Here is a 12,683-nt window from a genome sequence, read left to right as displayed (position 1 = left end):
AGTACTCGATGCGTAAGACCTTTGCCGCACTGGCGGCCCTGCTCATGCTGGTCGTGCTGGCGGAGTTCTACTTCGCCGCGAGCGGCGCGTTCGGCGTCGCGACCGACGACGCGGCCTACCGGCCCCATCATGCGCTGGGATATGTGATCTTCCTGCTGCCGTTGCTGATGGCGGCCGTCGCCGCGCTGGGCCGGATGCCGGGTCGGCTCATCGCGACGACCGCTCTGGTCGCCGGCCTGACCGCCGTCCAGGTGGTGATCGCGAAGGTCGCCAGGGCGTTCGGCGACGCGGGTGACGGCACCGTAGGCGGGCTCGTCTTCGGGCTGCACGCGATCGGTGGTCTGGCCCTGATGGCCGTGGTCGCGGTGGTCGCCCGGCAGGCGTGGACGCTGTCGAAGTCCACGCAGACCGCTCGCGGAACCGGGACCGGCGACGTCGCGCCCGTGACAGGGGCAGCCGAAGCGACGGTCGCGTGACGGGACTTCCTGCCGTCGAGGTGGCGGTAGTCCTTCGCCGTCCTGGGGAGTGACGCGGGGACATCTCGCCGTCTCCGGGACGGCGGTGGCCGGGCTCGCCGCACCATTACGAAAGCCGCGCTCCGGCAAATCAATCTTGGTAACGTGCGGCGGGCCGCCGGGTGCGCAGCCACCAGGTCACGGTGACGAAAACGAGGCCGACCACGCCCGGCCCGGCACCCCGGGCGAACGCCGCGAACAGCGAGTCGGCCAGCAGCCAGTACAGGAAACCGACGGCGGCCGGACACAGGATCACCGACCACGCCGCGACCCGGATTCGCAACGGCATCAGCCTGACCTCGGCACGTTCGGGTGTGCGCCGCCACCACGCGATGAGCCAGCCGACCACGATCGCGGACCCGGCGACGTCGCTGAACCGCTGCACCCACTCCCATCCCAGCAGGGAGCCGTGCCGGGCGGCCAGCCACGGAACGTACTGCGGGCCCCACATCCAGTCGTGGGTGACGCCATCCCAGATGAGGTGGGTCGCCGCGCCAATCAGTACGGCCGCGAGCACCCGGCCGGCGCGGCTCCAGCTCGCCAGATGGAACGCGAGGCCGCGGGGCACCTCCTCGGGCAGGCGGGCGACGACTGCGCGCGGCGCGATGACGAGCACGGCCGGGCCGAAGAACACCTGCCACAGGAGGAACACGATCGTGCCGAGGACCAGGTCCACGGTGACCAGGCCGAGTGGCGTGTGTGCGAAGTGGACCACCTCGGGGATGGGCAGCATCATCGGCAGGTCGGGCGTGACGGTGCCGATCACGAGGGCTGAGGCCGGCAGACCGCTTCGGACGAGCGGCAGCACGGCCGCTGGATGACCTCCGGTGAAGGGCATGTGCCGCAGCCTAGGCGAACCCGCGTCCACAGGGATGCCCCGGCTCACGTCCCCGGAGCGCCGGGACGGGTCACGCGCGCAGGAACGCGAGCACCGCCAGGACCCGCCGGTGCTGGTCACCGGCCGGGGGCAGGTCGAGTTTCGTGAAGATGCTGCTGACGTGTTTGTTGACGGCCGCCTCGGTGACGAACAGGCCGCGGGCGATGGCCGCGTTCGCCTGGCCCTGGGCCATCAGCTCCAGGACCTCGCGCTCGCGAGGGCTGAGCCGCTGCAGCGGGTCCTGCCGGCGGCGCAGCAGCTGCCGCACGACCTCGGGGTCGACGACGGTGGCTCCGGCGGCGACCCGCTCGGCCGCCCGCGCGAACTCCGCCACCGCGCCGACGCGGTCCTTGAGCAGGTAGCCGACGGCGTGGCCATCGCCGGTGTCGAGCAGCTTGGCGGCGTAGGACTGCTCGACGTACTGGCTGAGCACGAGCACGGGCAGCCCGGGGTCGGCCTGGCGCAGGGTGACGGCGGCGCGCAGGCCGTCGTCGCTGTGGCCGGGCGGCATGCGCACGTCGGTGACGACCAGGTCGGGACGGTCCGCGGTGACGGCGGCGACCAGGGCCGGGGCGTCGCCCACGGCCGCGGCGACGGTGTGGCCGAAACGTTCCAGCAGGCTGGTGAGGCCCTCGCGAAGCAGCACGCTGTCCTCGGCGATCACGATCCGGAGTGGCACGGCACCTCCACGTGCAGCAGGGTCGGCCCGCCGGGCGGGCTGGACAGGCGCATCCGTCCGTCGAGCACGGACAGCCGGTCGGCGAGGCCGGCCAGTCCGCTGCCCGCGCCGGCGTCCGCGCCACCGGCGCCGTCGTCACGGATCTCCAGTACGAGCAGGTCGGTGTGCAGTCGCCCGGTCACTTCGGCCCGTTCGGCACGGCTGTGCTTGGCGATGTTGGCCAGCGCCTCGGCGACCACGTAGTACGCGGTCACCTCGACCGGTGCGGGGAGGCGGTGCGGCAGCCGGATGTCGACCTGCACCGGCACCTGTGACAGGGTCGCCAGCTCGCCGACGGCGTCGCCGAGGCCGTGGTCGGTGAGCACCTGCGGGTGTACGCCGCGGATCAGCGCCCGCAGCTCCTGCAGGGTCAGCGCGACCTGTTCCTGCGCGGCGGCCAGGTGCTGGGCGACGGGCGAGCCGGGTTCGGCGTCGAGCCCGGCCAGGCCCAATTGCACGCTCAGCGACACCAGCCGCTGCTGGGCGCCGTCGTGCAGGTCACGTTCGATGCGGCGGCGCTCCAGCTCGAAGGCGTCCATCAGCCGGGCGCGGGAGGCGCGCACCTCGCGCAGCTGCGCGCCGAGCTCGTCGTCGCGCGGGGCGAGCACGGCGCGGGTGAAGGCGGCGCGGGCGCCGGCCCAGGCGGTGATGGTGTACGGGGCGGGCAGCAGCAGGATGAACCCGAGGATGGCCAGGCCCCACACGTCGGAGTCGTCGACCGGGGACAACATCACGATTACGGGCACGGCGAGCGCGCCGAACAGCACGCCGAGGTCCATCCACCACAGCCCGACCAGGGACAGCGCGGTGAAGCCCAGTTCGCGCCAGGTCGCGGGTTCGCGCAGCCGGGTGGTGAGCCAGGCCCGCAGCCCCGGTTCGGTCGGCTGCTGGTGCGGGTCGGGTGCCGGGTCGAGGTCGACCAGGCGCAGCCGCCAGCGTTCGAACCGGGCGACGTAGATGCCCGACAGCAGCAGCGCCAGGATCGCCAGCACCCCGACCAGCACGATCAGCAGGACGAGCCCGGCCGCGGCGAGCAGCAGCACGACCGCGCCGACGAGGCCGCCGGCCAGCACACCGGAGACCAGGTAGGCCAGCGAGCGCCACGGCCACGCGGAGGTCAGGAACCGCAGTGGCCGCTGCGCCAGGGCCTGCCAGGCGGTACGGGTGTGCACGGCTAGACGGTACCCGCCGGTTGATCTCGTGACGGTAGTGCACGCACTACCTGTGGACTCCCGTCCGCGCCAATGCGCGGGGCCGTCCGCGGCGGTGGACTGGTCGGCATGACGATCACACATTCCCCTGTCGCCGAGGCGGTCGGGCTGGTCGGGGCCCGCAAGGTGTACGGCGCCGGGAACCAGTCCGTGACCGCGCTGGACGACCTGACGCTGGCCTTCGCGACCGGGACCTTCACGGCGGTGATGGGGCCTTCGGGGTCCGGCAAGTCCACCCTGCTGCAGTGCGCCGCGGGCCTGGACCGGCTCACTGCCGGCGCGGTGCGTGTCGGTGGCGTGGACCTGGGCGGGCTCAGCGAACACCGGCGCACCGTGCTGCGCCGCGAGCGGATCGGTTTCGTGTTCCAGGCGTTCAACCTGGTCGGGTCGCTGACGGCGGCGCAGAACGTGGAGCTGCCGCTGCGGTTGGCAGGTCGCCGCCCGGCCGCGGCGGCGGTGCGGGCCGCGCTCGCCGAGGTGGGCCTGGCCGACCGGGCCGCGCACCGGCCGAGCGAGCTGTCCGGTGGGCAGCAGCAGCGGGTCGCCATCGCCCGTGCGCTGATCACCCGCCCGGATGTGGTCTTCGCCGACGAGCCGACCGGCGCGCTGGACACGACCGCCTCGCGTGAGGTGCTGGGTCTGCTGCGGGCGGCGGTGGACGGGCACGGGCAGACGGTCGTGATGGTGACCCACGATCCGGTCGCCGCCTCGTACGCCGACGAGGTGGTGTTGCTGCGCGACGGGCAGGTCGCCGACCGGCTCGGCGGCGCCGCGCGGATGCCCGGCCGCGCCGAGCAGATCGCCGGCCTGATGGCACGTCTGGAGCAGCGATGATCGCGCTGGCCGCGGTGCGCGGCCGGGTCGCGTCGCTGGCCGGCACGTTCGCCGGTCTCACGCTGGGCGTCGCGCTGATCGCGATGACGCTGCTCGTGCACATGTCGGCGCTGCCGCGTACGCCGCAGCGGCTGGCCGCCACGCCGGTGCTGGTGCACGGGCCGGTCGCACCGGACGCGGCGGGCGTCGGCAGCGGCGTGCGGCCCTGGGCGGGCCCGGACGCCGTCGCGCTGGCGCAGCGCCTGGCCGGGCTGCCGGGGGTCGCGGCGGCGGTGCCCGACCGGTCGTTCTACGCCCAGCTCATCGTCGACGGCGCGCCAGTCGGCGATCCCGAGGACGCCGCAGCCGGGCACGGGTGGTCCAGTGCCGCGCTGGGCGCGTACCCCCTGGTCGACGGGGCGGCCCCGGACACCGACGGCGAGGTCGCCGCGGACGTCGCGTCCGGGCTCGCGGTCGGTGCGCGCACCACGATGCTGACCGCCCGCGGTCCGGTGGAGGTGACCGTCACGGGGCTGGTCGGCGGGCCGGGCGTGTACCTGTCCGACGATGCGGCGGCGCGGCTGTCGCCGGGCGTGCCGGTAATCGCACTGCTGCTGCGTTCCGGTGCGGATCCGGCCGCGGTCGCCGACGCCGCGCGCACGGCAGCGCCCGCGGCCGTCGTCGCGACCGGCGAGCAGCGGGCCGCGCTGGAACCGGTGCAGCAGGCCAAGACACGCTGGCTGGGCACCCAGCTGCTGATCGCGATGGCGAGCCTGGCCGTGTTCGTGACCGTGTTCGTCGTCGCGTCGACGTTCGCCCTCAACGTCGCGCAGCGGCGGCGTGAGCTGGGCCTGCTGCGTACCGTGGGGGCGACGCCGCGCCAGGTCAGGCGCACCGTGCTGGGCGAGGCACTGCTTGTCGGGGCGGCCGGTGGCATCGCCGGGGCGGTGCTGGGCACCGCAGTGGCCGGACCCGCAGGTCGCCTGCTGGTGCGGTGGGGCCTGGCCGATCCCGGGCTGCAGGTCCGGCCGCAGCTCATGCCGGTGCTCGCGGCGGTCGCCGTCGGCGTCGGCGTGGCGCTGGTCGGCGCGTACGCGGCCGGCCGCCGTGCCGCGAAGGTGCCGCCCATGGCCGCGCTGCGCGAAGCCGCGGTCGAGGCACGGGCCATGGGGCCGGGCCGCTGGTTGCTCGGCGGCGGCGCGCTCGTGCTCGGCGGCTTCCTCGCCGTTCGCACCGCCACCGCCGCGGCCGACGAGCGGGTCAACGCGGCGCTGTTCGCGGCGATGGCGCTCATCGCCGCCGCGTCGCTGCTGGCCCCGGTCGCGCTGCCGCCGCTGGTGCGGCTGGTCTCCTGGCCGTTGCGCAACGTCCGTGGGGCGGGGCTGATGCTGGTGCGGGCCGAGTCGCTGACCGCCGCCCGCCGCACCGCCGCGACCGCCGCCCCGGTGATCGCCACCGTCGGGTTCGCGGTGCTGCTGTCCGGCATGGTCTCCACCATGCGGGAGGCGTACCCGGCCGGGCAGGCCGCGAAGCTGGCCGGCGTCACCGTCGCGGTGCCCGACCGCACCCCGGGCCTGACCGACGCCGCGCTCGCCGCGGGCGGCAGGGCGGTGCTGCCGAGCCGGGTGTACGCCGAGGGGATGTCCGTCGCCGCGTTCGGCACCGCGACCGGCCCGGTCAGCGTCGCGGCAGGTGTCGCCGACGCGCTGGGCGTGCGGGTCGGCGATTCCGTCACCGTGGTCTTCGCCGACGGGCTCACCGAGCGGCTGACCATCGCCAAGGTGACGCCCGACGGTCAGGTCGACGACGATCTGATCCTGCCGCGGGACCTGGTCCGCCGGCACGACCCGTCCGCGCTGGCCGCGTCGGTGGTCGGGGTCGACGCCGCCGCGCTGGCCGGGCTGCCCGGCGTCGAGGTGCTCGACGCGAAGGCGTACGCCGACCGCGAGAGCGGCGAGGACAGCCGGCTGCTGTGGCTGTTCGCGACGGTGCTGATCGCGCTGTCGGTCGGTTACACGGGTATCGCGGTCGTCAACACGATGGCCATGTCGGCCGAGAGCCGGCGACCGGACCTGGCGGTGCTGCGCCGCGCCGGGACCACGCCACGGCAGGCGCTGCGCTACGCGGCGGCCGAAGCGCTGCTGGTGGTGGCGCTGGGCGCGGGGCTCGGCCTGGCGGTGACGGTACCGCCGCTGCTGGGCATGGCCGCGGGCCTCGAACAGGAGGTCGGCGTGCCGGTCGCGCTGCGTCTGCACTGGCCGGTGACAGCGGCGACGGTGCTGGCCACGGCCGTCGTGGCGGTGATGGCATCGCTGACGGTGACCCGGCGGGCATCAAGTCGCCGGGCACGGTGACACTCCGTCGACCTGCGCGGCGAGTGGCCCGCGTCCACAGCCGGACGTGGGCCGCTCGCGGGCGGGCGGCAACGGGCGGCCGCCCGGTAGCGTGTGCCCATGACCGGGTTCCTGATAGCCGTCATCGTGGTGCTGCTCGTCGTCATCAGCATGCTGGTCGCCCGGCGTCGGCGCCACGACCCGACGGACCTGCTCGGATCCGCGCTGGCCGCCCGGGACGCCGAACACGCCCGGTCGGCCCGCAAGGCCGCCGGGCAGCCCACCGCCGAGGGCGACGCGCTGGTGCAGCAGGTGCGGTTGCTGATGAACCAGCGCCAGAAGATCCCCGCGGTGAAGCTCTGGCGGGACGCCACGGGAACCTCGCTCGCCGACGCGGTCAAGGCCGTCGAGCTGATCGCGGCCGGCGGCACGCCGACGACGGCGGGGATGACCGGGCAGCCGGTCCACCCGGTGCTCGGCCCGGACCTGATGACGAACGCCCGCAACCTCAAGCAGCAGGGCCGGCCGATCGAGGCGATCAAGCTGGTACGCCAGCACACCGGGATGGGCCTGCGCGAGGCCAAAAATGTCGTGGACGCCCTCTGAGGCGACCCGAGCGGGGCGGTCGGCTGCGCGCCGTCAGCCGGGGAGCAGCTGCTGGCCGCCGTCGATGTCGTAGGCCGCGCCGGTGACTGCGGTGTTGGTCATGATGTGCACGGCGAGCGCGGCGACGTCGGCGGGTCCGACGACACGCCGGATGGGCAGCGTGGCGCGCAGCTGGTCGCGGCGCTCGTCGAGGTCCGCGCCGAGCAGTTGCGCGGACAGCGGCGTGTCGACGAACCCGGCGGCGATGAGGTTGACCCGGATCGGCGCCAGTTCGAGGGCGAGGTTGGCGGTCATGGCGGGCAGCGCGGCGGTGCCCATCGCGGCGATCGTCAGGCCCGGCCGCGGGCGGCGGGCGCCCGTGCCGCCCATGAAGATGAGCGTCCCGCCGGGCCGAACCCGGCCGACGGCCAGCCTTGCCACGTTGATGGGCAGCCACATGTGCTCGTCGAAGGAACGGCGTGCCTGCTCGACGTCCATGTCGGCCAGCAGGCCGTAGTACGGGCGACCGGCGGTGATCATCACATGGTCGACGGGTCCGGGCAGTTCCTGGAAGAACCCGGCGAGGGCGGCCGGGTCGGTGGCGTCGAACGCCGCGCTGCGCTGCGCGCCGAGTTCGGCCGCGGCCCGCTCGAGGCGATCGGGATCGCGGCCGGTCAGGATGACCTCGGCGCCCTCTGCTCGGGCCAGCCGCGCGGTTTCGAGCCCGATGCCGGCGCTGCCGCCGATCACGACGACCGCCTTGCCGGTGAGCGCGGATGCTTGCTGGGCGGCGGGTGCGGTGGCCACGGTTCCCCCTCGGCCGGTGCGGGATCACGATGCCGGCGTTCAGACGAAAGTGCTGCTCAGCGACGACTCTAGTGCAGGAGACCCGGCCCGTGGCCCATGGTGCGAAGGTCCGCCGCGGGTGAGCACGGATCCGAAACGATCATTGCGCCGAGAGGGGGCTTATCGTGGCGGTGTGGACACCCCCGGCGCGGTCATCCAGTACGTTCCCCGGCCCGGCATCGTCGACCTGGGCTGGGGCCATCCACTGCCCGCGCTGCTGCCCGTCGAGGAATGGTCGGCGGCCGGCCGGACGGCGCTGCGCGAACACGGGTGGCAGGCGCTGACCTATGGAGCGGCGCCGGGGCCGCGTCCCCTCATCGAGTGGCTGGCCGACCACCTCGGCGACGGCGACCACGGCAGCACACGGACGTCGGAGATCTTCGTCACCAACGGCGCGTCGCACGGACTCGCGCTGGTCGCCGACCTGCTTGTCGATCCCGGTGACGTGGTGCTGGTCGACTCGCCGACCTATCACCTCGCCTTCCCGACCCTGCGCGACCGGCGCGCCGAACTGGTCGGCGTGCCGACCGACGGCCAGGGAGTGCATCCGGCCCGTACGGCGGAGCTGCTGGAACGGCTGGCGCGCGATGGGCGCCGGGTCCCGATGCTGTACATCGTCCCCACGTTCGCCAATCCGACCGGCCGCTGCCTGCCCCACGAGCGCCGGGTCGAACTGGTCGGCCTCGCCCGACGCGCCGGGCTCACGATCGTGGAGGACGACACCTACCGCGAGCTGGCGTACGACGGCCCGGCCCCGCCGTCGCTGTGGAGCCTGGCCGAGCGGGGCACGGTCGTCCGGCTGGGCACCTTCGCCAAGACCGTCGCGCCCGGCCTCCGGCTGGGATGGATCAACGCCGACGACGGTTTCGTACGCCGGCTGACCGGCCTGGGCTACATCCACAGCGGGGGCGGTGTGAACCACACCACCGCCCTGACCATGGCGACCTTCGGCACGTCCGGCGCCTACCGACGCCACGTCGCGGCGGTGCGCGGGCACTACGCCGCGCAGCGCGACGCGCTCCTCGCAGGTTTGCGCACGTCCGCGCCGGACCTGCGGATCTCGGTGCCGGGCGGCGGCTGGTTCCTGTGGGCCGAGCTGCCCCCGCCGGTCACGGCGCGCTCGCTCGCACCGGTCGCCGAAGCGCACGGGGTGGCGTACGTCGAAGGCCGGCGGTTCTTTGCCGACGGCGCCGGCGGCGGAGGCGCCGTCCGGCTGTCGTTCTCCATGCTGCCGCCGGGCGAGCTCCAGGAGGCCGCCGCCCGACTCGGAGCGGCGGTGGACAGTGCACGGGCCCGGTGATCCCCGACGCCGGCCGGGGTGCGCAGGCGTCCAGGTTTACCCTGGTCAGGGCTGTATTTTCGGCGGGCCGGACTCCGCTTGCCGGGAATAAGAGCCGACGTGGGAGAGTTGTGTTGATCCAGGTCGTAATTTCGCGCGTTCAGTAGTCGATCTTTTTGACACCCGCTGGATCAGGTCGCGCGGGTGGTTTCGTCTTCCTCTTGGGGCAGATGTTGCCGCTGGGACAAACGGCTAGGGGATGTCGCAGAGTGCGGCACCCCACTCCCAAGGAGGAGACAACATGGCACAGGGCACCGTGAAGTGGTTCAACGCTGACAAGGGCTTCGGCTTCATCTCCGTCGACGACGGCAGCGCCGACGTCTTCGTCCACTTCTCCGAGATCCAGTCGAACGGCTTCCGCAGCCTCGAGGAGAACCAGAAGGTTGAGTTCGACATCGTGCAGGGCCAGAAGGGTCCGCAGGCAGCGGGCGTTCGCGTCCTCTGAGTAATCCGTGATCACGGCCGGGAACCCGATGGGCTCCCGGCCGTGTCGCTTATCCAGGCACGAACTCCACCACCGTCTCTCAGACAGGAGTCGCATGGGCGCGACCAGTCCGCCGGCGGTCGTCGACCGCCTCGATGCCCCCCGCACCGTGAACGAACCCAAGCCGATGCTCGCCGCTCCGCAGACCAGGGCCGGCGCGATCGCGATCTGGATCTTCGTGGTCACCCCGTTCATCGGCCTGCTCGCCGCCATCCCGATCGCGTGGGGCTGGGGGCTGTCCGGCGTCGATCTGACACTGGCCATCACCACCTACCTGATCAGCGGGTTCGGCATCGCGGCCGGGTACCACCGGCACCTGACCCACGGATCGTTCAAGGCACGACGTGGGCTGCGCATCGCGCTGGCCGTGGCCGGTTCGCTCGCGGTCGAGGGTTCGCCGACCCAGTGGGTCGCCAACCACCGTCGCCACCACGCCTTCTCCGACCGTGAAGGCGACCCGCACTCCCCCTGGCGCTACGGCACCAGCGTCGTCGCGGTGCTCAAGGGCCTGTTCCACGCCCACATCGGCTGGATGTTCCGCCGTGAGGTGAGCAACCGCGAGCGCTTCGCCCCGGACCTGGTCGCCGACCGCGACATCCGGGTGGTCGACCGCCTCTTCGGCCCGCTCGTCGCGGTGTCGCTGCTCTCCCCCGCCCTGATCGGCGGCCTGGTCACCGGCACCTGGGCTGGCGCGCTGAGCGCCTTCTTCTGGGCCGGGCTGGTCCGGATGGCGGTGCTGCACCACGTCACCTGGTCCGTGAACTCCATCTGCCACGTGGTGGGCGACCGGCCCTTCGTGAGCAAGGACCGGGCCACCAACTTCTGGCCCCTGGCGATCCTGTCGTTCGGTGAGAGCTGGCACAACTCCCACCACGCCGATCCGACCGGAGCCCGCCACGGCGTGCTGCGCGGCCAGCTCGACCCCGCCGCCAGGCTCATCTGGATCTTCGAGAAGCTCCGGCTGGCCCGCGACGTGCGCTGGCCCGTGGCCGAGCGACTCGACGCGAAGCGCGCTCGGTAGCGCACACCCGACCGCGCCGCAGGCGGTCGGCGGACCCTCGCCCCGCGGTCCGCACCGAAGCGGGGTGGAACCTTTCGGGCCCGTCGTGCGCCCAGCAGGATGTGCAGGTGCAAGCGACCCTTATCGAGCCGGCGGCGTTCGACTCGGTGTACTCGCAGGAGTACACCGGGCTCGTCCGGCTCGCCTACATGACGACCGGCAACGTCGGCGCCGCCGAGGACGTGGTGCAGGAGGTCTTCGCGGCGTGGTACCGGCAGGGTGCCCACGTGCAGCAGCCGGCCGCCTACCTGCGCCGTGCGGTGATCTCCCGGTGCACCTCGTGGGTGCGGCGCAGAGTGCTCGAACGCCGCCACGCCGGCGTCTTCGCCGACGGCCACGAGCCCGCGTACGCCGATGTCACCGCCGTGCGCGCCGCGCTGCGCCGGCTGCGCCCCCGCCAGCGGGCCGCCGTCTTCCTGCGCTACTACCTCGACCTGCCCGAGTCGGAGATCGCCGAGGCGCTGGGCTGCCGGCTCGGCACGGTCAAGTCGCTGCTGCACCGGTCGCTGGCCACGATGAAGGAGTTCCTCGGTGAGTGAGACGCCGTCGACGCGCGCAGCGCTGGAGCACCGGGTTCGGGCCGCGATCCGGGTCATCGCCGAGGAGCCCAGCGTCGTACGCCGCGGCTTCGTGCCCGCCCCCGGCCCGCGGCGGCGGCCACGCCTGCTCGCACCGGTCGCCGTCGCGGTCGCGGTCATCGCCGCAGTGGCCCTCGTCCCCGTACTGCGCGGCGGCGACGGCGCCGCCGGGCCCGCCGCCGCCGACGCCGCTCCGGTGCTGCCACAGGAGTTCGGCGCCATGTCACTGCTCACCGCCTCGCTGTCCGAGGCGCCGCTGGGCCGGCCGGGCATCGCCGTGCTGCGACAGCGCGTGATCGGGTCGTTCTTCGGCCTGGCCCAGGCGGTCGTCGTCGGCAGCGACGGCCGGACGTACCGCCGGATCGACCTCGCCGAAGAGCGCGGCGCGACCGAGGCCGACGGGGAGTGGAGCCCCGCCGAGGCGCTGCTGTCCCCCGACGGGCGGCGCGTCGCGATCGGCGACCGCCGCGGCGGCGCCACCGAGATCCCCGTCCTCGACCTGGTCACCGGACAGCGCCGGGACTACCCGCTGCCTGCCCCGCTGGCCTACGACCTGCAGGCGTGGTCGCCGGACGGACGCCGGCTCGCCCTGGCCCTGCAGGACACCGCCGAGCGGGTGGCCGACCGCTTCCAGGGCTCCGACGGCTACCCCCTGGCCCTGCTCGACCTCGACACCGGCGTCCTCACCACAGTGCCCGACATCGTGTTCGACCCGCTCGACTCGGTCCGCTTCTCGGCCACGGGCAGGCTCGGCGTGCCCACGGTGCAGGACCGCGGCAGCAGCGCGCCGACCTCGTGGCTGACCGTGGTCGAGCCGACCGGCGCGGTCACCGCGACCATGCGCATACCGGAGAACTCAATCTTCGGCGGGTGGACGCCGGCCGGTGATCCCATACTGTTCAGCGGCACGGGCGAGGCCGTCGGCGTGCACGTGGTCCGCTTGGCCGACGGTGGGGACGTCCAGCCGCCCGTACCGATCCCCGGCGAACGGGCCTGGCTGCTCGGCTGGCGCTCGCCGACGGTGTTGCTCGCCCGGATCGAGGACGTGGGCATCGCCGCCGTCGACCTCCCGTCGGGCAGCGTGGACGTGCTGAGCACCTTCGACAGCGGCCTGCTCACGCACTCGACGGGCGCGAGCGTCGCGGAACGGCTCGTCGCGGTCGCCGCCGTCGAACCGGTCTCCCCGGCCCGCGGCCCGTGGCCGACCTGGATGATCGCCGCCCTGGCCGGGCTCGCGCTCGCCGTCGGGGCGCTCGCCGTGCGCCGCGTCGTCCGGCTGCGGGGCCGCTGACGCATCGCGGGGCCGAACTGCCCGACAATGGGC

13 protein-coding genes are annotated in these 12,683 nt (G+C 73.7%); 9 read left to right on the top strand and 4 right to left on the bottom strand.

Translation table 11 applies throughout. The annotated features are described in order from the left end of the window. Window positions 1–8: 8 nt before the first annotated feature. Window positions 9–476, top strand: coding sequence for a DUF6220 domain-containing protein (locus F9C41_RS01285; protein WP_155384718.1), 468 nt, complete (start codon window positions 9–11; stop codon window positions 474–476). Window positions 477–606: 130 nt separating this feature from the next. Here the strand turns inward: F9C41_RS01285 and F9C41_RS01280 are convergent, their stop codons facing one another. The 3 genes from F9C41_RS01280 to F9C41_RS01270 form a co-directional block, all read right to left on the bottom strand. Then, window positions 607–1,353, bottom strand: coding sequence for a DUF4184 family protein (locus F9C41_RS01280; RefSeq protein WP_155384717.1), 747 nt, complete (start codon window positions 1,351–1,353; stop codon window positions 607–609). 70 nt (window positions 1,354–1,423) lie between these two features. Then, complete coding sequence (locus tag F9C41_RS01275; protein ID WP_230689306.1) at window positions 1,424–2,059, bottom strand: response regulator transcription factor; 636 nt, start codon at window positions 2,057–2,059, stop codon at window positions 1,424–1,426. Next, window positions 2,053–3,282, bottom strand: a complete 1,230-nt coding sequence (locus tag F9C41_RS01270) for a sensor histidine kinase (protein ID WP_155384716.1) — start codon at window positions 3,280–3,282, stop codon at window positions 2,053–2,055. The genes F9C41_RS01275 and F9C41_RS01270 overlap by 7 nt, the downstream gene beginning before the upstream one ends. Before the next feature lie 108 nt (window positions 3,283–3,390). On the opposite strand from F9C41_RS01270, the gene F9C41_RS01265 reads away from it, so the two are divergent. From F9C41_RS01265 to F9C41_RS40555, 3 genes are all read left to right on the top strand, one after another. Next, window positions 3,391–4,155 carry an ABC transporter ATP-binding protein gene (locus tag F9C41_RS01265; protein ID WP_155384715.1) on the top strand — a complete coding sequence of 255 codons (765 nt, stop codon included), beginning with the start codon at window positions 3,391–3,393 and terminating at the stop codon, window positions 4,153–4,155. Then, on the top strand, window positions 4,152–6,488 hold the full coding sequence (locus F9C41_RS01260) for an ABC transporter permease (protein WP_155384714.1): 2,337 nt from the start codon (window positions 4,152–4,154) through the stop codon (window positions 6,486–6,488). The genes F9C41_RS01265 and F9C41_RS01260 overlap by 4 nt, the downstream gene beginning before the upstream one ends. Before the next feature lie 99 nt (window positions 6,489–6,587). Continuing rightward, window positions 6,588–7,073: a hypothetical protein gene (locus tag F9C41_RS40555; protein WP_196279575.1), complete on the top strand. Its 486-nt coding sequence runs from the start codon at window positions 6,588–6,590 to the stop codon at window positions 7,071–7,073. A gap of 33 nt (window positions 7,074–7,106) precedes the next feature. On the opposite strand, the gene F9C41_RS01250 is transcribed toward F9C41_RS40555, so the two are convergent. After that, window positions 7,107–7,859 (bottom strand): SDR family oxidoreductase, encoded by a 753-nt coding sequence (locus tag F9C41_RS01250; protein ID WP_155384713.1) that lies wholly within the window; start codon window positions 7,857–7,859, stop codon window positions 7,107–7,109. A 172-nt stretch (window positions 7,860–8,031) separates the two neighbouring features. Between F9C41_RS01250 and F9C41_RS01245 the strand changes: the two genes are divergently transcribed. The 5 genes from F9C41_RS01245 to F9C41_RS01225 all read left to right on the top strand — a co-directional run bounded on the left by F9C41_RS01245 (window position 8,032) and on the right by F9C41_RS01225 (window position 12,650). Then, the gene (locus tag F9C41_RS01245) at window positions 8,032–9,198 is read left to right on the top strand and encodes an aminotransferase-like domain-containing protein (protein ID WP_196279574.1); all 1,167 of its coding nucleotides are present in this window, start codon (window positions 8,032–8,034) and stop codon (window positions 9,196–9,198) included. A 280-nt stretch (window positions 9,199–9,478) separates the two neighbouring features. Further along, window positions 9,479–9,682, top strand: coding sequence for a cold-shock protein (locus F9C41_RS01240; protein WP_120322455.1), 204 nt, complete (start codon window positions 9,479–9,481; stop codon window positions 9,680–9,682). Window positions 9,683–9,848: 166 nt separating this feature from the next. Then, window positions 9,849–10,742, top strand: coding sequence for an acyl-CoA desaturase (locus tag F9C41_RS01235; RefSeq protein ID WP_155385367.1), 894 nt, complete (start codon window positions 9,849–9,851; stop codon window positions 10,740–10,742). A 107-nt stretch (window positions 10,743–10,849) separates the two neighbouring features. Next, on the top strand, window positions 10,850–11,320 hold the full coding sequence (locus tag F9C41_RS01230; protein ID WP_230689191.1) for a sigma-70 family RNA polymerase sigma factor: 471 nt from the start codon (window positions 10,850–10,852) through the stop codon (window positions 11,318–11,320). Continuing rightward, window positions 11,313–12,650: a TolB family protein gene (locus F9C41_RS01225; protein ID WP_155384710.1), complete on the top strand. Its 1,338-nt coding sequence runs from the start codon at window positions 11,313–11,315 to the stop codon at window positions 12,648–12,650. Before F9C41_RS01230 ends, F9C41_RS01225 begins: the two co-directional genes overlap by 8 nt. The last annotated feature ends 33 nt before the right edge of the window (window positions 12,651–12,683 follow it).

This window comes from Catellatospora paridis (assembly GCF_009720365.1).
Taxonomy (GTDB): Bacteria; Actinomycetota; Actinomycetes; order Mycobacteriales; family Micromonosporaceae; genus Catellatospora; species Catellatospora paridis.
This window is presented reverse-complemented; position numbering and strand designations above follow the sequence as displayed.